Consider the following 24,418-nt stretch of genomic DNA (forward strand, 5'->3'; position numbering starts at 1 on the left):
GCAGTGCGGCAGAATCGCGAAAGTAGCGCCCTCAGCTCACTCTGAAATCCGTGTCTTCACACTCAATTGCCGGCCCGCGCTGCTCATGAACGGCTGCATCGTCCGGCGGGTCTGATTTCGCGCCTTCTTCTCAGCCCGCTGCGTGGGCTGCATCGTCGCCACGCGGGGTCTGATTGCGCGCCTTCTTCTCAGCCCGCTGCGCGGGCTGCATCGTCGCCACGCGGGGTCTGATTGCGCGCCTCCTTCTCAGCCCGCTGCGTGGGCTGCATCGTCGCCACGCCTAAAGTACGAGCCATGCGGTCGTGGTCTTCTCCGCCGGTCCCGGCCCTGCCGGGACGCGGCCCCGAGCTGCGGCTCTATGACACCGCCGACCGTCAGGTCCGACCGGTAACCCCCGGCCCGAAAGCGTCCATGTACGTGTGCGGCATCACGCCCTATGACGCCACGCATCTGGGCCACGCCGCCACCTACCTCGCCTTCGACCTGATCCACCGGCTGTGGCTCGACCTGGGCCACGATGTGCACTACGTCCAGAACATCACCGACGTCGACGACCCGCTGTTCGAGCGCGCCGACCGCGACGGCGTCAACTGGCGCGATCTCGGCGACCGGGAGACCGAGCTGTTCCGGCAGGACATGACCGCGCTGCGGGTCCTGCCGCCGCACGACTATGTCGCAGCCACCGAAGCGGTCGCCGAGGTCGTGGAACTCGTCGAGAAGATGGTGGCCGCCGGCGCGGCCTACGTCGTGGAGGGCGAGTACCCCGACGTCTACTACCGCGCCGACGCCACCCTGCAGTTCGGCTACGAGTCCGGCTACGACCGCGACACCATGCTGGAGCTGTTCGAACAGCGTGGTGGCGACCCGCACCGCCCCGGCAAGACCGACGAACTCGACGCGCTGCTGTGGCGCGCGGTGAGGCCCGGCGAGCCGTCCTGGCCCTCGCCGTTCGGGCCGGGCCGCCCGGGCTGGCACGTCGAGTGCGCGGCGATCGCCCTGAGCCGCATCGGCAGCGAACTCGACATCCAGGGTGGCGGCAGCGATCTGATCTTCCCGCACCACGAGTTCACCGCCGCGCACGCCGAATGCGTGACCGGTGAACGCAGATTCGCGCGCCACTACGTGCACGCCGGGATGATCGGCTGGGACGGGCACAAGATGTCCAAGAGCCGCGGCAACCTGGTGCTGGTCTCGAAGTTGCGAACCCAGGGGGTCAACCCCTCTGCGGTGCGGTTGGGCCTGCTGGCCGGCCATTACCGTGCCGACCGATATTGGAGCCAGGCGGTGCTCGACGAAGCAGAGAGTCGCCTGAACCGTTGGCGCTCGGCGACCGTGCTGCCCGCCGGGCCCGACGCCGCCGACGTGCTGGCCCGGGTGCGCCGCTACCTGGCCGACGACCTCGACACCCCCAAAGCGGTTGCTGCACTTGATGGTTGGACCACCGACGCGCTCGACTACGGCGGTCACGACGAGGCGGCGCCAGGATTGGTGGCGACCGCGGTGGACGCCCTGCTGGGAGTGGACCTGTAAGTCCGCGATGGTACGTTTTCGGCCATGACTCGGGTGCAGGGCACAGTGCAGGACAAAGTCGTTCTCATCACGGGCGCCGGGCGGGGGATCGGCGCGGAAGTCGCCCGTCGCCTGCACCGCAAAGGCGCCAAGCTCGTGCTCACCGATCTGGGTGAAGAAGAGCTGACGACGATCGCGAGCGAACTCGGCGGGGACGAGCGGGTGCTGACCGTGGTCGCCGACGTGCGGGACCTGCCGGCGATGCAGGCGGCCGTCGCTCAGGGAGTCGAGAAGTTCGGCGGCATCGACGTGGTCATGGCCAACGCCGGCATCGCCAGTTACGGGTCGGTGCTCAACATCGACCCGGAGGCCTTCAAGCGGGTGATCGACGTCAACCTGCTCGGCGTCTTCTACACCGTGCGCGCCGCCCTGCCGGCCATCATCGACCGCCGCGGGTACGTGCTGGTCGTCTCGTCGCTGGCGGCGTTCGCCGCCGCGCCGGGGATGGCCGCCTATGACATGTCCAAGGCCGGCAACGAACATCTGGCCAACGCGTTGCGCCTGGAGGTCGCGCCGCTCGGCGTCGCCGTCGGTTCGGCGCACATGTCGTGGATCGACACCGCGCTGGTCCGCGACACCAAGGGCGATCTGCCCGCGTTCGGCGAACTGCTCGCCAAATTGCCGTTCCCGCTGAACAAGACGACCTCGGTCGACAAGTGCGCCACGGCGTTCGTCAAAGGCATCGAAGGCCGCAAGGACCACATCTACTGCCCGGAGTGGGTCGCGGGATTCCGGTGGCTCAAGCCGGTGTTGACCACCCGGCTCGGCACCCTGCCGACCAGCCGGGCCGCGGTCGAGGTGGTGCCCAAGATGGACGAGCAGGTCGCCGCGCTCGGGCGTTACACCAGCGCCTACACGCAGGGTCTGGAGAAACCGCCGAATCCATGACGCCGTGAAGGTCATCATTTGCGGTGCCGGCATCGCCGGGCTGGCCGCGGCAGAGCGCATGTCGAGCCTGGGCGCCGACGTCGTCTTGCTGGAACGAACGCCCGAGCCTGACGAGCGGGGCTACCTGATCGACTTCTATGGCGCCGGATACGAGGCCGCCGAGGCGATCGGCGTGCTGCCCGCCGTCAAAGACGTCTCCTACCGCATCGACGAGGCCACGCTGGTCGATGAGCAGGGTCGCCGGCGGGCCGACCTGCCGTACAACCAGATCGCCAAGGCGCTCGGCGGCCGGGTGTCCAGCATGTTGCGGGCCGACTTGACCAGCGTGTTGCGCGGCAATCTGCCCGAGGCCGTCGACGTGCGTTTGGGCACCTCGCTGTCCGCGGTGACCGACAACGACGACGGCATCTCGGTGACGCTGGACAGCGGGGAGCAGCTGGTGGCAGATCTGCTGATCGGCGCCGACGGCATTCACTCGACGGTGCGGGCGATGGTGTTCGGGGCCGAGTCGGATTACCTGCGCTATCTCGGATTTCACTGCGCCGCTTTCGTGTGCGACGCCACCGACATCGGCCGTCAGGCCGACGTCGAGCAGATCGTCCTGACCGACACCCTCGAACGTCAGCTGGACACCTTCTTCCTTCCGGACGGTCGCGCCGCAGTGTGCGGGACATTCGCCGCTGCCGACCCGACGCTGGCCGACGACCCGCGCGGCGTCGTCCGGGAGAAGTTTGCCGGGATGGGGTGGTTGGTGCCGGCGATTCTGGACCGTTGCCCACCGTCGGAGCAGATCTACTACCAGGCGGCCGCTCAGGTCATCATGCCCCGCTGGAGCAAGAGCCGCGTGGTGCTGATCGGTGATGCTGCCGCCGCGGTCTCACCGCTTGCCCCGCACGGCCCGTCGCTGGCGGTGGCCGGGGCCTACGTGCTGGCCGAGCAGCTGCGCACCACCTCCACGGTTGAGCGGGCGCTGGACTTCTACGAGAAGCTGTGGCGGTGGGTGGTTGAGGATAAACAGAAGGTCACCCGCGATACCGGCTGCTGGACGCTGCCGACCTCGCGTCGCGTTGCGTTGCGGTTCACCGCACGCCCACTGATCAACCGGTTCATCTCCACAGCGCTGGCCGGCGAACCGACGACCGTCGTCGCGATGCTGCGCCGGGGCACGACTGAGCCCGACTGAGGCTAGCGCCCGAACCCCGGCCGGCGCCGCTTCAAATACCGCTCGAATTCGGCGGCCAGCGCGTCGCCGTCGATCTGGCCGAGCGCCTCGTTGACGTCCACGGCGGCGTCGCCGTGCTGTTCGAGCGACTGCACGTATTCGGCCAGTTCCTGGTCGTCGGAGGCCATCTCGGTGATCTCCTGCTCCCACGCTTCGGCCTGCGCGGGCAGGTCGGCCAGTGGCACCTCGACGTCGAGCACCTCCTCGACGCGGTGCAGCAGCGCCACCGTCGCTTTCGGATTGGGCGGGTGGGACACGTAGTGCGGCACCGCCGCCCAGAACGTGACGGCCGGGATACCGGCCGCGACGCAGGCGTACTGGAAGACGCCGGCGATGCCGGTGGGCCCCTCGTAGCGGGTTTCCTCCAAGCCGAACAGCCTCGCCGACTCCGACGAATATGCCGCCCCCGAGACCGGCACCGGCCGGGTGTGCGGCGTGTCGGCCAGTAGGGCGCCGAGGATCACCACGGTGTCGACGTTGAGCTTGTCGATCACCGCCAGCAGTTCGTCGCAGAAGGTGCGCCACCGCATGTTCGGCTCGACCCCGGACATCAGCACGACGTCGCGGTCGCTGTCAGGGGGGCGGCAGTGCGAAATCCGCATCGCCGGCCATTCCAGCTCCCGGGTGACGCCGTCGACCTGGCGGATCACCGGCCGGTTGACCTGGTAGTCGTAGTAGGCCTCGTCGTCGATCTCGACGATGGGAGCGGCGTCCCAGATGTCGAACAGGTGAGCCACCGCGTCGCTGGCCGCGTCACCGGCGTCGTTCCAGCCTTCGAACGCCGCCACCACGACGGTGTTCTGCAGGCGCGGCAGCGTGTCGCCGCCGTCCTGGTCACCGTCGGGAAGTGTCATCCAGTCAGCCTAACGGCGTTGCGGGTGCCATACCGATCCGGACGTGCGGTGCGCCGGGACCGATCGCCTGAAGCGAGGATGTCCTGCTGCGCTGAGCGCCTCCACATGTGCGGCAAATCAGCCCTCAGACCGGCTTTGTGAGGACGCTCGTGGCGGAAATAGCTGCGACGGTGAGCTGGTTGACCCTGGTGACAACGACATTGCCGATAAGATCCGGGTCGGGTCTAGCTGGGCGTCCAGATGTCGGAAGACCGACGTAGACTTGCCGGGTCGAGAGGCGTTGCAACGGAGTCCGGGGTCAGCACCGGCCATCCGCCACGCTCGGCAGATCTCAAGGACGCCTTCCGCTGTGGAAGGAACGTACGTGAACGCCGCTCAGTCGAACAACGCCGCGTCGAACATTTTCGAGCCGAACATCCGCCCGGACTGCACCGACGAGCTGGCGGCCGCCCTGCGCCAGCGGATCCTGGTGATCGACGGCGCGATGGGCACGGCGATTCAGCGCGACCGCCCGGACGAGGCCGGATATCGCGGCGACCGGTTCACCGAGTGGCCGACCGCTCTGCAGGGCAATAACGACCTGCTCACGCTGACCCAACCGCAGATCATCGAGGGCATCCACCGCGAGTACCTCGAGGCGGGCGCCGACATCCTGGAGACCAACACCTTCAACGCGAACGCGATCTCGCTCGCCGACTATGACATGGCGGACCTGAGTTATGAGCTGAACTACGCCGGTGCGGCGCTGGCCCGCAAAGCCGCTGACGAGTTCAGCACGCCGGACAAGCCCCGCTACGTGGCTGGTGCCATCGGCCCGACGACGCGCACCGCGTCGATCTCGCCGGACGTCAACGACCCCGGCGCCCGCAACGTCTCCTACGACCAGCTGGTGGCCGCCTACCTCGAATCGGCCAACGGCCTGGTCGACGGCGGTGCCGACCTGCTCATGATCGAGACGATCTTCGACTCGCTGAACGCCAAGGCGGCGGTGTTCGCGGTCGAGACACTGTTCGAGGAACGTGGTCGCCGCTGGCCGCTGATCATCTCGGGCACCATCACCGATGCCTCTGGGCGGACCTTATCCGGGCAGGTCACCGAGGCGTTCTGGAACGCGATCAGGCACGCCAGGCCCATCGCGGTCGGCCTCAACTGCGCCCTGGGTGCGCCGGAGATGCGGCCCTACATCGCCGAGGTGTCGCGGATCGCGGACACGTTCGTCTCCTGTTACCCGAACGCCGGCCTGCCCAACGCCTTCGGCGAATACGACGAGTCCCCGGAGCGCCAGGCCTCCTACATCGCCGAGTTCGCCGAGGCCGGGCTGGTCAACCTGGTCGGTGGCTGCTGTGGGACGGCGCCGCCGCACATCGCCGAGATCGCCAAGGTGGTCGAGGGGAAATCCCCGCGTGAGGTGCCGCAGCTCCCGGTGGCCACGAGGCTGTCCGGGTTGGAGCCGCTCAACATCACCGACGATTCCCTGTTCGTCAACATCGGTGAGCGCACCAACATCACCGGCTCGGCCCGGTTCCGCAACCTGATCAAGGCCGAGGACTACGACACCGCCCTGTCGGTCGCCCTGCAGCAGGTCGAGGTCGGTGCGCAGGTCATCGACATCAACATGGACGAGGGCATGATCGACGGCGTCGCCGCGATGGACCGGTTCACCAAGCTGATCGCCGCCGAACCGGACATCAGCCGCGTGCCGGTGATGATCGACTCCTCCAAGTGGGAGGTCATCGAGGCCGGCCTGAAAAACGTGCAGGGCAAGCCGATCGTCAACTCGATCTCCATGAAGGAGGGCGAGGAGAAGTTCATCCGCGAGGCACGGTTGTGCCGCAAGTACGGCGCGGCCGTCGTCGTGATGGCCTTCGACGAACAGGGGCAGGCCGACAACCTCGAGCGTCGCAAGGAAATCTGCGGGCGCGCCTACCGGATCCTGACCGAAGAGGTCGGCTTCCCGGCCGAAGACATCATCTTCGACCCGAACTGCTTCGCGCTGGCCACCGGCATCGAGGAGCACGCGACCTACGGCATCGACTTCATCGAGGCATGCGCCTGGATCAAAGAGAACCTGCCCGGGGTGCACATCTCTGGCGGCATCTCGAACGTGTCGTTCTCGTTCCGCGGCAACAATCCCGTGCGCGAGGCGATCCACGCGGTGTTCCTGTTCCACGCCATCAAGGCCGGCCTGGACATGGGCATCGTCAACGCCGGCGCCCTGGTGCCGTATGACTCGATTGATCCCGAGCTGCGGGACCGGATCGAAGACGTCGTGCTGAACCGTCGCGAGGACGCCGCCGAGCGGCTGCTGGAGATCGCCGAGCGGTTCAACAAGACGGAGAAGTCCGAAGACCCGAAGGCCGCTGAATGGCGCAGCCTGCCGGTGCGCGAGCGGATCACGCACGCCCTGGTCAAAGGTATCGACGCCAACGTCGACGACGACACCGAAGAGCTGCGTGCCGAGATCGCCGCGGCAGGTGGTCGCCCGATCGAGGTGATCGAGGGCCCGCTGATGGACGGCATGAACGTCGTCGGCGACCTGTTCGGCGCAGGCAAGATGTTTCTGCCCCAGGTGGTGAAGTCGGCCCGGGTGATGAAGAAGGCCGTGGCCTACCTGCTGCCGTTCATCGAGCAGGAGAAAGCGGACTCCGGGGCCGCCCAGGATGGAAAAGCCGGCAAGGACACCAACGGCACCATCGTGATGGCGACCGTCAAGGGTGACGTGCACGACATCGGTAAGAACATCGTCGGAGTCGTGTTGCAGTGCAACAACTTCGAAGTGATCGACCTCGGGGTGATGGTGCCCGCCGAGAAGATCCTGGCCGCGGCGAAGGAGCACGACGCCGACATCATCGGGCTGTCCGGATTGATCACCCCGTCGCTGGACGAGATGGTCAACTTCGCCGTCGAGATGGAACGCGAGGGGCTGGAGATCCCGCTGCTGATCGGTGGTGCGACCACCTCGCGCGCGCACACGGCGGTCAAGGTCTCACCGCGTCGCAGTGGACCGGTGGTCTGGGTCAAGGACGCCTCCCGGTCGGTGCCGGTCGCCGCCGCGCTGCTCGACGACAAGCAGCGACCGGCCCTGTTGGAAGCCACCGAAAAGGACTACGCATCGCTGCGCGAACGGCACGCCCAGAAGAACGAGCGCCCGACGCTGACCCTGGAGAAGGCCCGCGCCAACCGGACGCCGATCGACTGGGACGGTTACACGCCGCCGGTACCCGCCGCGGGCCTCGGGGTCCGCGAGTTTCTCGATTACGACCTCGCCGAGCTGCGCGAATACATCGACTGGCAGCCGTTCTTCAACGCCTGGGAGATGAAGGGCCGGTTCCCCGACATCCTCAACAACCCGGCCTCGGGTGAGGCGGCCCGCAAGCTCTACGACGATGCGCAACAGATGCTTGACACCCTGATCAAGGAGAAGTGGCTGACCGCCAACGGGGTGATCGGCTTTTTCCCGGCGAATGCAGTCGGGGACGACGTCGAGGTCTACACCGACGACACCCGTACCGAGGTGTTGACCACTTTGCACAATCTGCGTCAGCAGGGTGAGCACCGCGACGGCATCCCCAACCGGTCGCTGGGCGACTTCATCGCCCCGAAGGAAACGGGCCTGCGCGACTATGTCGGTGCCTTCGCCGTCACCTCCGGGCTGGGCGGCCAGGAAAAGATCATGGAGTTCAAAGAGGCTCTCGACGACTACAGCGCGATCCTGCTGGAGTCGATCGCCGACCGCCTCGCCGAGGCGTTCGCCGAACGGATGCACCAGCGGGTCCGCGAGGAATTCTGGGGATACCAGCCGGATGAGCACCTGGACAACGAGGCGCTCATCAGCGAGAAGTACCAGGGCATTCGGCCCGCCCCCGGTTACCCGGCCTGCCCGGAGCACACCGAGAAGGTGACGCTGTGGAAGCTGATGGACGTCAAAGAACGCACCGGCATCGAACTCACCGAGTCGATGGCGATGTGGCCCGGTGCCGCGGTCAGCGGCTGGTATTTCTCCCACCCGCAGTCGCAGTATTTCGTGGTCGGCCGGATGGCCCAGGACCAGGTCGCCGACTACGCCAAGCGCAAGGGTTGGACCCTGCGGGAAGCCGAGCGCTGGCTGGCCCCCAATCTCGGCTACAACCCGGAGGACTGAACTTGGGCGAGCAGACGCAAAAGCGCCCTTAAACCCGGCGTATCGGGTGCTTTTGCGTCTGTTCGGCACGGACGTGGAACAATCGCTGGCCGTGAAGACCTTCGAAGATCTGTTCGCCGAACTCGGCGAACGCGCCCGCACCCGGCCGGCGGGCAGCGCCACCGTGGCAGCGCTGGACGCCGGCGTGCACGCGCTGGGCAAAAAGATCTTGGAGGAGGCCGGCGAGGTGTGGCTGGCTGCCGAGCACGAACCCGATGCGGCGCTGGCCGAAGAGATCAGCCAGTTGCTGTACTGGACGCAGGTATTGATGATCGCGCGCGGCCTGTCCCTCGATGACGTCTACCGGAAGCTGTGAGCATGCTGCGCGTGGCGGTACCCAACAAAGGCGCTTTGAGCGAACCGGCCGCCGAGATCCTGTCTGAGGCCGGCTACCGCCGACGCACCGATCCCAAAGACCTGACCGTCATCGATCCCGCCAACAACGTCGAATTCTTCTTCCTGCGGCCCAAGGACATCGCCATCTACGTCGGTTCCGGGGAACTCGACTTCGGCATCACCGGACGCGATTTGGCGCTGGACTCCGACGCGCCGGTGCGGGAACGGCTGGCGCTGGGCTTCGGGTCGTCGAGGTTCCGCTATGCCGGCCCGGCCGGCTTGGATTGGACGACGGCGGATCTGGCGGGTAAGCGCATCGCCACCGCCTACCCCAATTTGGTGCGAAAAGATCTAGCCGACAAAGGCATTGATGCCACTGTCATCAGACTCGATGGCGCCGTGGAGATTTCCGTGCAACTGGGGGTTGCCGACGCCATCGCCGATGTGGTGGGCTCCGGACGCACCCTGAGCCTGCATGATCTGGTGGCTTTCGGTGAGCCGCTGTGCGATTCGGAAGCGGTGCTGATCGAACGCGCAGACAGCCAATCCGGCGCTGCCAGTGACCAATTGATCGCCCGGGTGCAGGGCGTGGTGTTCGGTCAGCAGTACCTGATGCTCGACTACGACTGCCCGCGCTCGGTGCTGGACAAGGCGACCGCGATCACCCCGGGTCTGGAGTCGCCGACCATCGCCCCGCTGGCCGACCCGCAGTGGGTCGCGGTCCGCGCGCTGGTGCCGCGCCGCGACGTCAACGGAATCATGGACCAGCTGGCCGTGATCGGGGCCAAGGCGATCCTGGCCTCAGACATCAGGTTCTGCAGATTCTGACCCGCTGCCCGGACATTAGCTGTGCTAGCGTCCCGCTGGAACCCGTGCATCCACGGAAGTCCGGCCGCCGTGTCCAGGCGCTACGTCTGTCCCAGGAGGGATTGCTGTGACGCAAGTTACTGTCCTGCTGCTGGCCATGCTCATCGGTGTCGTGGCGGGTCTGCGATCCCTGACGGCGCCTGCTGCGGTCGCCTGGGCGGTGGCGCTGAGCTGGCTCAACCTGACCGGAACCTGGGCTGCCTGGGTCGGCAACCTGGTGACCGTGGTGATCCTGAGCCTGCTGGCAGTCGCCGAGCTGGTCAACGACAAACTGCCCAAGACGCCGCCACGCACCGCGACACCGGTGTTCGCGGTCCGGCTGATCACCGGCGGGTTCGCCGGCGCGGTCCTCGGCACCGCGTGGGGGCACAAGTGGGCGGCTCTGGGGGCCGGCATCGTCGGGGCCGTGCTCGGCACCATCGGCGGCTACCAGGCCCGGCGCGCGCTGGTGGCCAAGAACGGCGGCCACGACCTGCCGATCGCCCTGCTCGAAGACGCGGTTGCCGTGCTGGGCGCGTTCGCCATCGTCGCTGTCGCGGCGGCTTTGTGACGCAGACGTTCGACGCGATCGTCATCGGCGCCGGCCAGGCCGGACCGCCGTTGGCCGGGCGGCTGACCGCCGCCGGACAGCGGGTCGCAGTCATCGAGCGCCAGCACGTCGGCGGCACCTGCGTCAACTACGGCTGCATCCCCACCAAGACCCTGGTGGCCAGCGCCCATGCCGCGCACCTGGCGCGGCGTGGCGCGGATTACGGGGTCGGGACCGGACCGGTCACCATCGACATGGGCAAGGTCAAGGCCCGCAAAGACGACATCATGCTCAAGGACCGCCACGGCGTCGAATCCTGGTTGGACGGCATGAAGGGCTGCACCGTCTTCCGCGGACACGCACGATTCGAGGATCCGCACACCGTGCGGGTCGGGAACGAACTGCTGCGCGCCGACCGGATCTACCTCAACGTCGGCGGCCGCGCGGTGGTGCCGGCCATCCCCGGCCTGGCGGAAGTCGACTATCTGACCAATGTTTCGGTGCTCGACCTCGACACGGTGCCCGAGCATCTCGTGATCGTCGGCGGTAGTTACATCGCGCTGGAGTTCGCGCAGATGTACCGCCGCTTCGGTGCCCGGGTGACCGTCGTCGAGCGGGGGCCGCGGTTGGCCGCCCGTGAGGACGAAGACGTGTCGGCGACCATCCGCGAGATCCTGGAAGCTGAAGGCATCATCGTCGTCACCGGCGCCGACGGTGTACGAGTCAGTAAGCGCGACAACGGATTTGAACTCACGCCGAGTGCCGGTGCCGATGCGATCGCGGGGACTCACCTACTGATTGCGGTGGGCCGCCAGCCCAACACCGACGAACTCGGCCTAGACGCGGCCGGTGTGCAGACCGACGCGCGCGGCTACATCGAAGTCGACGACCAACTCAAGACCAACATCGACCACATCTGGGCGCTGGGGGACTGCAACGGCAAGGGTGCTTTCACCCACACCTCCTACAACGACTTCGAGATCGTAGCCGCCAACCTGCTCGATGACGACTCCCGCAAGGTCAGCGATCGCATCACCACCTACGCCCTCTACATCGACCCGCCGCTGGGGCGCGCCGGTATGACCGTCCGGCAGGCCCGCGACTCGGGCCGCACGGTGCTGGTCGGCAAGCGGCCGATGACGCGGGTCGGCCGGGCCGTGGAAAAGGGTGAGACACAGGGGTTCATGAAGATCGTGGTCGACGCCGACACCGACGAGATCTTGGGCGCGGCGATCTTCGGTGTCGGCGGCGACGAGGCCGTGCACTGCGTCTTGGACGTCATGTCAGCCAAAGCGCCGTACACCACGCTGTCGCGCACCATGCACATCCATCCGACGGTCAGCGAACTGATTCCCACGGTGCTGCAGGAGTTGACGGCGCTGGACTAGGGGCCCTGCAGGTCAGATCCCGGCACCGCACGGCCCGCGCCGCCGGTGGCTGAGAGAGGCCAGCGCCTGCGCCGCTGCGCTATCGCCGTTGGATCAACAGCGTCTGCGCGGAGGTGCCGATGAATCCCGCGGTATCGAAGATCTCGCCCGTGGTCACCCCGGCGCCGTCCGGGCCGACGGACGCGCGGGCACGTAGCGCGAAGTCGTTGCCGACGGGCAGTCGATGCAGATGCACCACTGTGTCGGTGTTCATGAACGCGAATTCGCCCGGATCCAGAATTTTGCCGACCCCGTTCGCGCAGTCCACCACGGCGGCGAGGCGCTGCAGGGCCGTCGTCTCCTCGGCGTCGACGATGTGCACGATCGGACTGAACCAGGACAGCGCCTCGGCGCCGTCGTCCACGCGCTGCGGGCGCCAGGTGATCGCATCGAAATAGCCCCCGGCATCGGCGAATACGTCCGGGACGGGCTGGGCGGGACCTTCTGGTACCGGCGGATAGCGGTCCGAGGCGGCGTCGGCGGTGTCGGATACCGCGATCAACCACGCGGACAGGCGCGCGACGGCGCGGGTGGAGCCATCCGTCCGGTCGACGTGCATCTCAGCCGACATCATCGCCACCCGCGATCCCGGCCGCTGCATCCAGGCGCGGGCACGCACCGGGGCGACCGGGATTGCGCCCAGAATGTCTAGGCTGAGTCGGCCGATTCGCAAGCCCGATCCCGCCGAGAGTTCTTCCACCAGCTTGGTCAGCAGCGCCATCGGCGGAGACCCGTGCTGCAGGTCCGGCCCCCAGTTGCTGCGCGTGAATTCCGTCGATTCAAACCGTTCATCGCCGTCGCCGAGTCGGGGTAGACGGCGGTAAAAGCTGCCGCTCATGCCGCCGGTTCGGTCGGCCAGCCCGGGTAGGGCGGCGGGGTGCCACCGAAGGCTGGGCAGTGCACCTGGTGGGCACACCAGTTGCACAACCGCGATGGGCTGGGCCGGAAATCGCCTGTCTGGCCGGCAGCTTGGATCGCGCGCCACATCGCCATCAGTGTCTTCTCGAATCGCAGCAGTTCGTCACGGTCCGGCGTGTAGTCCAGCAGTTGACCGTCGGCGAGGTAGATCAGCCGCAGCCGGGTAGGCAGCACGCCACGCGAGCGAAACAACGCCACCGCATAGAACTTCATCTGGAACATGGCCTTGAATTCGGCCAGGGCGCGCGCTTCCGGCGGCGCCTTGCCGGTTTTGTAGTCGACCACGCGCAGCTCACCGGTGGCAGCGACGTCGATCCGGTCGATGTAGCCGCGCAGCAAGGTGCCGTCGGCCAGTTCGACCTCGACCCGCTGCTCGCAGCACTGCGGGTCGAAACGGGTCGGATCCTCGAGCCGGTAGTAGCCCGCCAGCAGCGCCCGCGCCTCGTCGAGCAGCTGGGTCCGCTGATCGGGTTCCAGTCCGGCGAGCAGGTCCGGCTCGCGGGCCAGCACCTGCTCCCACGCCGGCTCGACCAAAGCGCTGGCGGTCTGCGGATCGCGCTGCCCGGCGGGTAAGCCGTACAGCCGCTCCAAGGCGGCGTGCACCAAGGACCCGCGCAGCTGGGGTGTGGACGGCGCCTCCGGTAGCCGGTCGATCGCCCGGAACCGGTACAGCAGCGGGCACTGCTTGAAGTCCGCAGCCCGCGACGGGGACAACGCCGGCCGCGAGCTGTGCGCAACCGGCGGGGCAGCCGCCAGCTGATTGGTCATATTCGCAGCTTATGACCGGCCTACGACAAATCGTGGTCAACCCCGATAAACGTGGTCGGCGAGTCGACTGGCACGCTGGACGGCGTGTCAGCCACCAGTCCGTTCACTGTCGGCGAGCGCGTCCAGCTCACCGACGCCAAGGGCCGCCACTACACCATCACGCTCACGCCGGGCAGCGAATTCCACACTCATCGCGGCCGCATCGCCCACGACACGATCATCGGACTGGAGCAGGGCAGCGTGGTCAAGTCCAGCAACGGCGCGCTGTTCCTGGTGCTCCGCCCGCTGCTGGTCGACTACGTCATGTCCATGCCGCGCGGACCGCAGGTGATCTACCCCAAAGACGCCGCCCAGATCGTGCACGAGGGCGACATCTTTCCCGGCGCGCGGGTGCTGGAAGCCGGCGCCGGTTCCGGTGCCCTCACCCTGTCGCTGTTGCGGGCGGTCGGCCCCCGAGGGCAGGTCGTGTCCTACGAGCAGCGCGCCGACCACGCCGAACACGCCCGGCGCAATGTCGGCAGCTACTACGGCGAGCTGCCGGACAACTGGCAATTGATCCTCGGTGACCTCGCCGATTCCGACTTGCCCGACGGATCCTTCGACCGCGCGGTGCTGGACATGCTGGCGCCGTGGGACGTGCTCGATGCGGTGTCGCGACTGGTGGTCGCCGGCGGCGTGCTGGTGATCTACGTCGCCACCGTCACCCAGCTCTCCAAGACGGTGGAGGCGGTGCGCGCCCAACAGTGCTGGACCGAACCGCGGTCCTGGGAGACGTTGCAGCGCGGCTGGAATGTGGTCGGGTTGGCGGTGCGGCCACAACACACGATGCGCGGGCACACCGCCTTCCTGATCGCGATGCGCCGCTTGGCGCCCGGCACGGTTGCGCCGATGCCGCTGGGTCGCAAGCGCGAGGGTCGCGACGGCTGATCGGCAACAGACCGAGCTGGCCTAGTCGTCGTCGCTGCGGTGCAATCCTCTGCGCGCCGAGAGCAGCTCGAATTCCGGGTGTGCCGCGACCAGCCGTTCGGCCCGGTCGAGAACGTCGAGCGCATGCGCCCGATCGGCCGACACCACCGCCAACCCGATCCCCGCGCGACGATGCAGATCCTGTGACCCGGTCTCGGCGGCGGACACGCTGAACTTGCGGTGCAGTTCGGCGACGACCGGGCGGATCACCGAGCGTTTCTGCTTGAGGGAGTGCACATCACCCAACAGCAGATCGAATTCCAGCCAGCCGATCCACACGGTGCGCTACGGCGTCGGCGACGGGCTGGCGGGCGGCGCGGGTGCCGGGCTGGGGTCTGAGCCGGGTACCGGGGGAGGCCCGGGCGGCGGCGGCGACGTCGGGGGCAGCGTTCCCGCATTCTGCATGGCCAACAGCATCTCCGCGGTCTTGCGTGACAGCTGCCATCCGCCCTGGAACGGGGTGAACTCCATCGGGAAGGTGAACTCGCGGTGCTGCGGGTTGGCGGTGGTGACCACGACGGTGGCCATCGCGTTCGACGGGTTCTGACTTGACCAGGCGATGTTGTTGGCGACGAACGTCATCGGCAGGTAGCCGCCGTCACGTGCGGCGGTGGTGAAACGGTCCAAGGCGCCGACGGTATCCGGACCGGAGCCCTGAACAAGATTCAACTTCTCGGCACCAGGCACGGCTGGATCGGCAAGCCGAACCAGGATGTCGCTGAGAGCTTCGGGCGCGGGCAGGGGAGCGGTTGGCGGGGCGGCCGGTGCGCTCGACGAGGCAGCAGGCAGCGACGAATCGTTGGCGCCCATATTCTTTGCGGTGTCATGCGAACAGCCGGCTATCGCGACCGCCGCTGTGACGAGGGCGGCGCTCAGTGTTACGCGGACGTTGCGGGACATTCGTTTGCGGGCGCGGTTATCGCCGATAAGTGGGTAACCAGCGGAATGAAACGTAAGTCACATCCGGGCTTGCGCAGCCTGTCGTCGCATCGATAAGAATGCCTGTGGCTAGGGATTTCGTCGTCACAGAAGTCCTTTCGCGCGGCCCGAGTAGAACCCGAGATTACCAGCGTGACCCAACTTGTAACTTTTCAAGGGCATTTGACTGCGCACATCATTCGCGGTTGGCCGGTAGCTTAGATGTATCCGCCACGCCATTCCTGGTGCGGGAAAGGAGCGCAACATGGGTGACTCAGAGCGTTCTGAAGCATTCAAGAACCCCCGCGATATCCCCCTGTCCAGCGAAGATGCTGCCGAGTTGGAACAGTTGCGTCGTGAAGCAGCAGTGCTGCGCGAGCAACTGGACAACGTAGCGGCCCATCAGAGCTCCACGCGCACGGCCCGCGACGTCCATCAACTCGAAGCCCGTATCGACTCACTCGCCGCGCGCAATTCCAAATTAATGGAAACTCTTAAAGAGGCTCGCCAACAACTGCTGGCGCTGCGCGAAGAAGTGGACCGGTTGGGGCAGCCGCCCAGCGGTTACGGCGTGCTACTCGGCACGCACGAGGACGAGACCGTCGACGTGTTCACCTCGGGTCGCAAGATGCGTCTGACGTGCTCGCCGAACATCGACACCTCGTCGATGCGGAAGGGCCAGACCGTCCGGCTCAACGAGGCACTGACCGTGGTCGAGGTCGGGACGTTCGAATCGGTCGGTGAGATCTCCACGCTGCGTGAGGTGCTCAACGACGGGCACCGGGCGTTGGTGGTCGGCCACGCTGACGAGGAACGCATCGTCTGGCTGGCCGAACCGCTGGTCGCTGAGGACCTGCCCGAAGGGCATCCCGACGCCCTCAACGACGACAGCCGGCCCCGCAAACTGCGGCCGGGTGACTCGCTGCTGGTCGACACCAAAGCCGGCTACGCGTTCGAGCGCATCCCGAAGGCCGAGGTCGAGGACCTGGTGCTCGAAGAGGTGCCGGATGTCAGCTACTCCGACATCGGTGGTCTGACCCGTCAGATCGAGCAGATCCGTGACGCCGTCGAGTTGCCGTTCCTGCACAAGGATCTGTACCGCGAGTACGCGTTGCGTCCGCCCAAGGGTGTGCTGCTCTATGGCCCGCCCGGTTGCGGTAAGACCCTGATCGCCAAGGCGGTGGCAAACTCGCTGGCGAAGAAGATGGCGGACCTGCGTGGGGACGACGCCCGCGAGGCCAAGTCCTACTTCCTCAACATCAAGGGCCCCGAACTGCTCAACAAGTTCGTCGGCGAGACCGAGCGGCACATCCGGCTGATCTTCCAGCGGGCCCGGGAAAAGGCCTCCGAGGGCACCCCGGTGATCGTGTTCTTCGACGAGATGGACTCGATCTTCCGCACCCGCGGCACCGGCGTCTCCTCGGACGTCGAGACCACCGTGGTGCCGCAGTTGCTGTCCGAGATCGACGGTGTCGAGGGACTCGAGAACGTCATCGTGATCGGCGCCTCCAACCGTGAGGACATGATCGACCCGGCCATCCTGCGGCCCGGCCGTCTGGACGTGAAGATCAAGATCGAGCGCCCGGATGCCGAAGCGGCACAGGACATCTTCTCCAAGTACCTGGTGGACACGCTGCCGGTGCACGCCGACGACCTCGCCGAGTTCGAGGGTGACCGCGGTGCCTGCATCCGGGCGATGATCGAGAAGGTCGTCGAGCGGATGTACGCCGAGATCGATGACAACCGGTTCCTGGAGGTCACCTACGCCAACGGTGACAAGGAAGTCATGTACTTCAAGGACTTCAACTCCGGGGCAATGATCCAGAACGTCGTCGACCGGGCGAAGAAGAACGCGATCAAGTCGGTGTTGGAGACAGGCCAGCCGGGTCTGCGCATCCAGCACCTGCTCGACTCGATCGTCGACGAGTTCGCCGAGAACGAGGACTTGCCCAACACCACCAATCCCGATGACTGGGCGCGGATTTCGGGCAAGAAGGGTGAACGGATCGTCTACATCCGCACCCTGGTCACCGGCAAGTCGTCGAGCGCGTCGCGGGCCATCGATACCGAGTCGAACCTGGGTCAGTACCTGTAGCCCAGGCGCGTTCAGACTCAGGTCACCAGCGAATAGCTGTTGGTCAGGTCATCCTGCAGTACCTGAGCGGCTTGGGTGGTGGTGTCGACGCGCAACTCGTCGGAGAGCACACGCGAGTGATACGCCCAGCCCGTCGGCAGGTTGAGTCGCTCGCCGAGCTTGGGCAGATCCGCCCGCGACAGGTTGGGGTCGGCCACCTGGCTCCAGGTTTGCATCACCCACTGCCGGCCGTGCGGGTCCTGAAGTTCATAGATCTCCTGGCCGGCGTCGAAGACGAACACCGTGTTGCGGCTCACCTGGTTGACGGTGTACGGCGACGGGTTCATCGACGAGAGCAGCACAGTGGCCTGCAGCAACATGTCGATGCCCCCGAAGGTCTTGATGATCTGCATTCCCGCAGAGGGCTTCTCGATGCTGTTCATCAACCAGTAGCGCGGACCGTTGAGTAGCGCTGTGGCCGCACCGTTTTCGGTTGCGATGGCGTGAGCGTCCAGAGCCGACCAGAGCTCGGCCGGACAGTCGTTGAGCGGGAAGCTGTTGTAGACGGTGGCTTGCGGACCCGCCTCGCCGGGGGTTACGAGAAGTACTTCGCCGTAACGCTTCCCGGACAGGTCACCCGCGGCATGGCGGGATGTGGAACTCGATTGTGGGGCTGACACAGGGTGAACCTAATCACCCAGCTCACCAGCGTCAATCATCGGCGTAGTCGCTACCGGACCGCGATACCGGCCACGCGCCACCAGGGCGGCACGCAGGTCGGCGATCAGCGGGTCGACGAACGTCGCGCGGTAGTCGTCGTCGCCGGCCGCGCGGGCGCTGACGTACATGAAGGTCAACGCCCCCAGGAATAAGCACAAATGAGTCAGCGAATCAGGCACGGGAACCGTCAGGTTCAGAATCGTCGAGTTGGCCTCGGTGGTGCGGGCCCACTCTTTGAGCAGGGCCGGAGTCAGCACGATTAAACCGAGGACCACATAGATCCCGCTAGTGAGCGCCGCGACCACCGTGATCTGGGTCAGTTGCGAGGCGACCAGCACGAAAACTACGTTGACGCGCTCAATCCTGCTCAACGCGGGTGCGTTCGGCGGGTCCGGCATCGCCGCAAAGGGCGTGTCGGCTAGGCGTTCTGCCTCGTCGGTGACCCCGGTTGGCGAGCGCAGCATTGGCCGGATACGTTCTGCGGTCGCAGAGACCACGAACGCGGCGGCGATGCCGACCAAGAACACCACTGCGAGCGCCAATCGGCCGCCGGTGATGGTCGCCGACATCAGCCAGACATTGCCATTGAAGAAGACCAGGGTGGTCAGCAGAACTACCGGCAGCGCCCGAACTGCGAGGCCGCCGATCGTGGTGAGGTGCGACAGCGTCATGCGGGCCGACCAACCGGCGACGGACCCGACCCCGAGTCCGGTCAACAGCATCAACACCGCGGCGGTGCCCGCAGCGTTGCCGAGATGCTGCGGTCCGTTCTGGAGAGCAATCACGATCCCCGCCAGCGCTGTAGACACCGTCGAGGCCGTCGCGCGTCTACGACGGTCCGCCATCCGCGACACCAGCCAACCGACGACCGCCATCGCCACCGGGGCCAGTCCGAGGAGCACCAATAGGAAAAAGTCCCGAGGGGTGAGCTGTCCTTCGATCACGATGTGCTCCGGGTCCGCGACGAACAGGATCGGCAGAGTCCAACAGTGCAGCGTGGCGTAGGCCGCCAACATCGGCGCCGACCGCGACCAGAGTCGTCGCCACCGCCCGCGTGTCGTCAGCACCGACGGCAGACCGCGCTGCAAGAACCAGCTTTCCGCCTGGTCCGTGGCCGATGATGGGCCCATGGCGGGTCACAGTAGCCGTTCACTCTGCGCGCAGGGTGCGGCTTACTCGCACTTTGTCGCCCTAGACGCAGAGCCAAGGGCGGGGGAGCAGCCCGCGCAGGGGCTGCATCGTCGGCGGGCCTAGGCTTCAAGGCATGCAACGGATTATCGGGACGGAGGTCGAGTACGGCATCTCCTCGCCGTCGGACCCGACCGCCAACCCGATCCTCACCTCGACCCAAGCCGTTTTGGCCTATGCCGCGGCCGCCGGCATCCAGCGCGCCAAACGTACCCGCTGGGATTACGAGGTCGAATCGCCGCTGCGCGACGCGCGTGGGTTTGATCTGAGCCGCTCGGCCGGACCGCCACCCGTCGTCGATGCCGACGAGGTCGGCGCGGCCAACATGATCCTGACCAATGGGGCCCGGCTCTACGTCGACCACGCCCACCCGGAGTATTCGGCGCCGGAATGCACCGACCCGATGGACGCGGTGATCTGGGACAAGGCCGGCGAACGGGTGATGGAGGCGGCCGCACGGCATGTCGCCAGCGTGCCCGGTGCCGCGAAACTGCAGCTCTACAAGAACAACGTGGACGGCAAGGGTGCGTCCTACGGGTCGCACGAGAATTACCTGATGTCGCGGCAGACGCCGTTCTCGGCCATCATCGCCGGCCTGACGCCGTTCCTGGTGTCGCGGCAGGTGGTGACCGGATCCGGGCGCGTCGGCATCGGCGCCTCCGGTGATGAGGCCGGCTTCCAGTTATCGCAACGGTCGGACTACATCGAGGTCGAAGTCGGCCTGGAGACCACGCTCAAGCGCGGCATCATCAACACCCGCGACGAACCGCACGCCGACGCCGACCGGTACCGACGGCTGCACGTCATCATCGGTGACGCCAACCTCGCCGAGACCTCGACCTACCTGAAGCTGGGCACCACCGCCCTAGCGCTGGACCTGATCGAGGAAGGGGTCGACCTCAGTGACCTGGCCCTGGCGCGCCCGGTGCACGCCGTGCACGCGGTCAGCCGCGACCCGTCGCTGCGTCAGACCGTCGCGCTGGTCGACGGTCGCGAGTTGACGGCCCTTGCGCTGCAACGGATCTACCTCGATAGGGTCGCCAAGCTGGTCGACAGCCGCGACCCGGATCCCCGTGCCTCGCACGTCGTGGAAACCTGGGCACACGCACTCGATCTGCTCGAACGGGACCCGATGGAGTGTGCCGAGCTGCTGGACTGGCCGGCCAAGCTGCGGCTGCTGGAAGGGTTTCGCCAGCGCGAGAACCTGAGCTGGTCGGCGCCGCGGCTGCACCTGGTGGATCTGCAGTACTCCGACGTGCGATTGGACAAAGGCCTGTACAACCGCCTGGTGGCGCGCGGATCGATGAAGCGCCTGGTTAGCGAGCATCAGGTGCTCGAGGCGGTGGACAACCCCCCGACGGACACCCGCGCATACTTCCGCGGCGAGTGCCTACGCCGGTTCGGGGCCGACATCGCCGCGGCCAGTTGGGACTCGGTGATTTTCGACCTCGGCGGTGACTCGCTGGTGCGGATCCCGACGCTGGAGCCGCTGCGTGGCAGCAAAGCACATGTGGGGGAGTTGCTGGATTCGGTGGACAGCGCCGTGGAGCTGGTGGAACAGCTGACGCGGTGACCGGTTGACGGCGTGGTCAGACCGACGAAATGTCGGGGCCGACCGGTAGGGTAGAGAAAAGTCAACGGGCGAATGGACACCCGCCCGAAGGGCGTATGACGAGCAGGAGGCGGCGATGGCGCAGGAGCAGACCAAACGCGGCGGTGGCGGCGGCGATGACGACGACGTCACCGGTGCGGCGGCCGCTGGCCAGGAACGCCGCGAGAAGCTGACCGAGGACACCGACGATCTGCTCGACGAGATCGACGACGTCCTGGAGGAGAACGCCGAGGACTTCGTGCGGGCATACGTCCAAAAGGGCGGCCAGTGACCTGGCAGTCGCCCGATCGCCTACCCATCAACTCAGCACTTCCCGGATCCTCAGGCATAGACCTGTCGTCGTTTGCTGACTTCCTGCGCCGTCAGGCACCGGAGTTGCTGCCCGTCGGGGTCACTGGTGCCTCGCTCGGCGACCAGCTGCCGCACGGCACCACCATCGTCGCGCTGAAGTATCCGGGCGGAGTCCTGATCGCCGGAGACCGGCGATCCACGCAGGGCAACATGATCGCCGGGCGCGACGTGCGCAAGGTCTACATCACCGACGACTACACCGCCACCGGCATCGCAGGCACCGCGGCGATCGCGGTCGAATTCGCCCGCCTCTACGCGGTCGAACTCGAGCACTACGAGAAGCTCGAAGGCGTGCCGCTGACGTTCGCCGGCAAGGTCAACCGGCTGGCGATCATGGTGCGCGGCAACCTGCCCGCCGCCATGCAGGGCCTGGTGGCGCTGCCGCTGCTGGTCGGTTACGACATCCATGCCGCCGACCCGGAGTCGGCGGGTCGCATCGTGTCCTTCGACGCCGCCGGCGGCTGGAACATCGAAGAGGAGGGCTACCAGTCGGTGGGCTCGGGCTCGATCTTCGCCAAGTCGTCCATCAAGAAGCTGTATTCCCAAGTCGCCGACGCGGATTCGGCCCTGCGGGTCGCGGTCGAAGCGCTCTACGACGCGGCCGACGACGACTCCGCGACGGGCGGTCCGGACCTGGTCCGCGGCATCTATCCCACCGCGGTCACCATCGACGCCGACGGGGCGATGGAGATCCCGGAGCGCCGGATCGCTGAACTCGCGCGCGGTGTCATCGAAAGTCGTTCGCGCGCTGATACTTTCGGCCCCGATGGCGGTGAGAAGTGAGCTTCCCGTATTTCATCTCGCCCGAACAGGCGATGCGCGAGCGCAGCGAGCTCGCCCGCAAGGGCATTGCCCGCGGACGCAGCGTGGTGGCTCTGGCCTACGCCGGTGGCGTGCTGTTCGTCGCGGAGAATCCCTCGCGATCGCTGCAGAAGATCAGCGAGCTGTACGACCGGGTCGGTTTCGCCGCGGCCGGCAAGTTCAACGAGTTCGACAACCTGCGCCGCGGCGGCATCCAATTTGCCGACACCCGCGGCTACGCGTACGACCGTCGCGATGTCACCGGCAGGCAGCTCGCCAACGTCTACGCCCAGACGCTGGGCAGCATCTTCACCGAGCAGGCCAAGCCCTACGAAGTGGAACTGTGCGTGGCTGAAGTCGCCCACTACGGCGAGACGAAGGCCCCGGAGCTCTACCGGATCACCTACGACGGGTCGATCGCCGACGAGCCGCATTTCGTGGTGATGGGCGGCACCACCGAACCGATCATCAACGCACTCAAGGAGTCGTTCGCCGAGGAAGCCGAGCTGCCCGACGCCCTGCGGATGGCGGTGGAAGCGCTGCGCGCCGGCAGTGCCGACTCCAGTAGCAACGGCCAGGCCAGCGTAGGTGTGGCCAGCCTGGAAGTCGCGATCCTCGACGCCAACCGGCCGCGGCGGGCGTTCAAACGCCTCACCCGGTCGACGGTGGAAAGCCTGCTGCAGGACGGCGAGCCGGAATCGGACAGCGCTGCAGAGTCCGAAGGCGAGTCCCCCGAGTAGGCGCGGCACCGGAGTGCGCCGCGGGTCTGCCGGAAACAGGTCCGACGCGTCCGGTCACAGTTGCGGCACAGGCGCGGCTTGCTGACTGCAGCGGTAGGACAGCAAGTACCCTCGATAACGTGCAGCGACGAATCATGGGCATCGAGACCGAGTTCGGTGTCACCTGCACCTTCCACGGGCATCGTCGACTCAGCCCGGACGAGGTGGCCCGCTATCTGTTCCGCCGCGTGGTGTCGTGGGGACGCAGCTCCAACGTGTTCCTGCGCAACGGCGCCCGGCTCTACCTCGACGTGGGCAGTCACCCCGAGTACGCCACCGCCGAATGCGACAGCCTGGTGCAACTAGTCACCCACGACCGCGCCGGCGAATGGGTGCTGGAAGACCTGCTGGTCGACGCCGAACAGCGGCTCGCCGACGAGGGCATCGGCGGCGACATCTACCTGTTCAAGAACAACACCGACTCCGCGGGCAACTCCTACGGCTGCCACGAGAACTACCTGATCGTGCGCGCCGGCGAATTCTCCCGCATCTCCGACGTGCTGCTGCCGTTCCTGGTCACCCGCCAGCTGATCTGCGGGGCCGGCAAGGTGCTGCAGACCCCCAAAGCCGCGACGTTCTGCCTGTCCCAGCGCGCCGAACACATCTGGGAAGGTGTGTCCAGCGCGACCACCCGCAGCCGCCCCATCATCAACACCCGCGACGAACCGCACGCCGACGCCGAGAAGTACCGCCGTCTGCACGTCATCGTGGGTGACTCCAACATGTCCGAGACCACCACCATGCTCAAGGTCGGCACCGCCGCGCTGGTGCTGGAGATGATCGAGGCGGGGGTGGCGTTCCGGGACTTCTCCTTGGACAACCCGATTCGCGCCATCCGCGAAGTCAGCCACGACGTCACCGGTCGCCGCCCGGTCCGGCTGGCCGGCGGCCGTCAGGCCAGCGCGCTGGACATCCAGCGGGAGTACTACAGTCGCGCGGTCGAGCACCTGCAGAACCGTGAACCCAACGCGCAGATCGAGCAGGTCGTCGACCTGTGGGGCCGCCAGCTCGACGCCGTGGAGAGCCAGGACTTCGCCAAGGTGGACACCGAGATCGACTGGGTCATCAAGCGCAAGCTCTTCCAGCGCTACCAGGACCGCTACAACATGGAGTTGTCCGACCCCAAGATCGCGCAGCTCGACCTGGCCTACCACGACATCAAGCGCGGCCGCGGTGTCTTCGACCTGCTGCAACGCAAGGGTCTGGCCACCCGGGTCACCACCGACGAGGAGATCGCCGACGCGGTGGACCACCCGCCGCAAACCACCCGCGCCCGGCTGCGCGGGGAGTTCATCAGCGCAGCCCAGGCTGCCGGTCGTGACTTCACCGTCGACTGGGTGCACCTGAAGCTCAATGACCAGGCGCAGCGCACGGTGCTGTGCAAAGACCCGTTCCGGGCGGTCGACGAGCGGGTGAAACGACTCATCGCGAGTATGTGACCGAACCCGGCG

22 protein-coding genes are annotated in these 24,418 nt (G+C 66.8%); 15 read left to right on the forward strand and 7 right to left on the reverse strand.

Annotation, left to right across the window (positions count from 1 at the left end; translation table 11 throughout):
- The first annotated feature begins 294 nt into the window (after positions 1-294).
- Genes mshC through AC5Y6Y_RS02180 form a run of 3 tightly spaced genes read left to right on the forward strand, consistent with a single transcriptional unit; the run spans position 295 to position 3,640 of the window.
- Complete coding sequence (mshC, locus tag AC5Y6Y_RS02170) at positions 295-1,530, forward strand: cysteine--1-D-myo-inosityl 2-amino-2-deoxy-alpha-D-glucopyranoside ligase (RefSeq protein WP_499929159.1); 1,236 nt, start codon at positions 295-297, stop codon at positions 1,528-1,530.
- 24 nt (positions 1,531-1,554) lie between these two features.
- A complete protein-coding gene (locus tag AC5Y6Y_RS02175; RefSeq protein ID WP_499923088.1) occupies positions 1,555-2,457 on the forward strand; it encodes an SDR family oxidoreductase in 903 nt (300 codons plus the stop codon).
- A 4-nt stretch (positions 2,458-2,461) separates the two neighbouring features.
- Positions 2,462-3,640: an FAD-dependent monooxygenase gene (locus tag AC5Y6Y_RS02180; RefSeq protein ID WP_499929161.1), complete on the forward strand. Its 1,179-nt coding sequence runs from the start codon at positions 2,462-2,464 to the stop codon at positions 3,638-3,640.
- 2 nt (positions 3,641-3,642) lie between these two features.
- Here the strand turns inward: AC5Y6Y_RS02180 and AC5Y6Y_RS02185 are convergent, their stop codons facing one another.
- Positions 3,643-4,533, reverse strand: a complete 891-nt coding sequence (locus AC5Y6Y_RS02185) for a PAC2 family protein (RefSeq protein WP_499923091.1) — start codon at positions 4,531-4,533, stop codon at positions 3,643-3,645.
- A 349-nt stretch (positions 4,534-4,882) separates the two neighbouring features.
- On the opposite strand from AC5Y6Y_RS02185, the gene metH reads away from it, so the two are divergent.
- The 5 genes from metH (at position 4,883) to AC5Y6Y_RS02210 (ending at position 11,833) form a co-directional block, all read left to right on the forward strand.
- Positions 4,883-8,674 (forward strand): methionine synthase, encoded by a 3,792-nt coding sequence (gene metH / locus AC5Y6Y_RS02190; RefSeq protein ID WP_499929163.1) that lies wholly within the window; start codon positions 4,883-4,885, stop codon positions 8,672-8,674.
- 73 nt (positions 8,675-8,747) lie between these two features.
- Positions 8,748-9,029: a phosphoribosyl-ATP diphosphatase gene (locus AC5Y6Y_RS02195; RefSeq protein ID WP_463824908.1), complete on the forward strand. Its 282-nt coding sequence runs from the start codon at positions 8,748-8,750 to the stop codon at positions 9,027-9,029.
- A 2-nt stretch (positions 9,030-9,031) separates the two neighbouring features.
- Positions 9,032-9,877 carry an ATP phosphoribosyltransferase gene (gene hisG / locus AC5Y6Y_RS02200; RefSeq protein WP_463824422.1) on the forward strand — a complete coding sequence of 282 codons (846 nt, stop codon included), beginning with the start codon at positions 9,032-9,034 and terminating at the stop codon, positions 9,875-9,877.
- A 106-nt stretch (positions 9,878-9,983) separates the two neighbouring features.
- Positions 9,984-10,466 carry a DUF4126 domain-containing protein gene (locus AC5Y6Y_RS02205; RefSeq protein ID WP_499923094.1) on the forward strand — a complete coding sequence of 161 codons (483 nt, stop codon included), beginning with the start codon at positions 9,984-9,986 and terminating at the stop codon, positions 10,464-10,466.
- Positions 10,463-11,833 (forward strand): FAD-containing oxidoreductase, encoded by a 1,371-nt coding sequence (locus AC5Y6Y_RS02210; RefSeq protein ID WP_499929165.1) that lies wholly within the window; start codon positions 10,463-10,465, stop codon positions 11,831-11,833. The genes AC5Y6Y_RS02205 and AC5Y6Y_RS02210 overlap by 4 nt, the downstream gene beginning before the upstream one ends.
- A gap of 79 nt (positions 11,834-11,912) precedes the next feature.
- On the opposite strand, the gene AC5Y6Y_RS02215 is transcribed toward AC5Y6Y_RS02210, so the two are convergent.
- Positions 11,913-12,710, reverse strand: coding sequence for a thioesterase family protein (locus AC5Y6Y_RS02215; protein ID WP_499923096.1), 798 nt, complete (start codon positions 12,708-12,710; stop codon positions 11,913-11,915).
- Positions 12,707-13,558: a RecB family exonuclease gene (locus AC5Y6Y_RS02220; RefSeq protein WP_463824418.1), complete on the reverse strand. Its 852-nt coding sequence runs from the start codon at positions 13,556-13,558 to the stop codon at positions 12,707-12,709. Before AC5Y6Y_RS02220 ends, AC5Y6Y_RS02215 begins: the two co-directional genes overlap by 4 nt.
- An 84-nt stretch (positions 13,559-13,642) precedes the next feature.
- Between AC5Y6Y_RS02220 and trmI the strand changes: the two genes are divergently transcribed.
- Positions 13,643-14,485 carry a tRNA (adenine(58)-N(1))-methyltransferase TrmI gene (gene trmI, locus AC5Y6Y_RS02225; RefSeq protein ID WP_499929167.1) on the forward strand — a complete coding sequence of 281 codons (843 nt, stop codon included), beginning with the start codon at positions 13,643-13,645 and terminating at the stop codon, positions 14,483-14,485.
- Positions 14,486-14,506: 21 nt separating this feature from the next.
- Here the strand turns inward: trmI and AC5Y6Y_RS02230 are convergent, their stop codons facing one another.
- Together AC5Y6Y_RS02230 and lppK are read right to left on the reverse strand one after the other, a co-directional pair.
- Positions 14,507-14,803: a DUF503 domain-containing protein gene (locus AC5Y6Y_RS02230; RefSeq protein ID WP_463824416.1), complete on the reverse strand. Its 297-nt coding sequence runs from the start codon at positions 14,801-14,803 to the stop codon at positions 14,507-14,509.
- Between the two features lie 6 nt (positions 14,804-14,809).
- Complete coding sequence (lppK, locus tag AC5Y6Y_RS02235; protein WP_463824415.1) at positions 14,810-15,424, reverse strand: lipoprotein LppK; 615 nt, start codon at positions 15,422-15,424, stop codon at positions 14,810-14,812.
- A gap of 283 nt (positions 15,425-15,707) precedes the next feature.
- On the opposite strand from lppK, the gene arc reads away from it, so the two are divergent.
- Complete coding sequence (gene arc / locus AC5Y6Y_RS02240) at positions 15,708-17,537, forward strand: proteasome ATPase (protein ID WP_463824414.1); 1,830 nt, start codon at positions 15,708-15,710, stop codon at positions 17,535-17,537.
- Between the two features lie 17 nt (positions 17,538-17,554).
- Here arc and AC5Y6Y_RS02245 read toward each other — a convergent pair whose 3' ends face one another.
- Together AC5Y6Y_RS02245 and AC5Y6Y_RS02250 are read right to left on the reverse strand one after the other, a co-directional pair.
- Complete coding sequence (locus AC5Y6Y_RS02245) at positions 17,555-18,196, reverse strand: hypothetical protein (RefSeq protein ID WP_463824413.1); 642 nt, start codon at positions 18,194-18,196, stop codon at positions 17,555-17,557.
- A gap of 9 nt (positions 18,197-18,205) precedes the next feature.
- Positions 18,206-19,366: a hypothetical protein gene (locus AC5Y6Y_RS02250; RefSeq protein WP_499929170.1), complete on the reverse strand. Its 1,161-nt coding sequence runs from the start codon at positions 19,364-19,366 to the stop codon at positions 18,206-18,208.
- Positions 19,367-19,500: 134 nt separating this feature from the next.
- On the opposite strand from AC5Y6Y_RS02250, the gene dop reads away from it, so the two are divergent.
- The 5 genes from dop to pafA all read left to right on the forward strand — a co-directional run bounded on the left by dop (position 19,501) and on the right by pafA (position 24,406).
- On the forward strand, positions 19,501-20,997 hold the full coding sequence (gene dop / locus AC5Y6Y_RS02255) for a pup deamidase/depupylase (RefSeq protein WP_463824411.1): 1,497 nt from the start codon (positions 19,501-19,503) through the stop codon (positions 20,995-20,997).
- A gap of 115 nt (positions 20,998-21,112) precedes the next feature.
- Positions 21,113-21,307, forward strand: coding sequence for a ubiquitin-like protein Pup (locus tag AC5Y6Y_RS02260; protein WP_065049939.1), 195 nt, complete (start codon positions 21,113-21,115; stop codon positions 21,305-21,307).
- Positions 21,304-22,170, forward strand: a complete 867-nt coding sequence (gene prcB / locus AC5Y6Y_RS02265; protein ID WP_499923103.1) for a proteasome subunit beta — start codon at positions 21,304-21,306, stop codon at positions 22,168-22,170. The genes AC5Y6Y_RS02260 and prcB overlap by 4 nt, the downstream gene beginning before the upstream one ends.
- Positions 22,167-22,928, forward strand: a complete 762-nt coding sequence (prcA, locus tag AC5Y6Y_RS02270) for a proteasome subunit alpha (RefSeq protein ID WP_463824409.1) — start codon at positions 22,167-22,169, stop codon at positions 22,926-22,928. Before prcB ends, prcA begins: the two co-directional genes overlap by 4 nt.
- Positions 22,929-23,047: 119 nt before the next feature.
- Positions 23,048-24,406, forward strand: coding sequence for a Pup--protein ligase (pafA, locus tag AC5Y6Y_RS02275; protein WP_463824408.1), 1,359 nt, complete (start codon positions 23,048-23,050; stop codon positions 24,404-24,406).
- The last annotated feature ends 12 nt before the right edge of the window (positions 24,407-24,418 follow it).

Source organism: Mycobacterium sp. NGS24, from assembly GCF_059813065.1.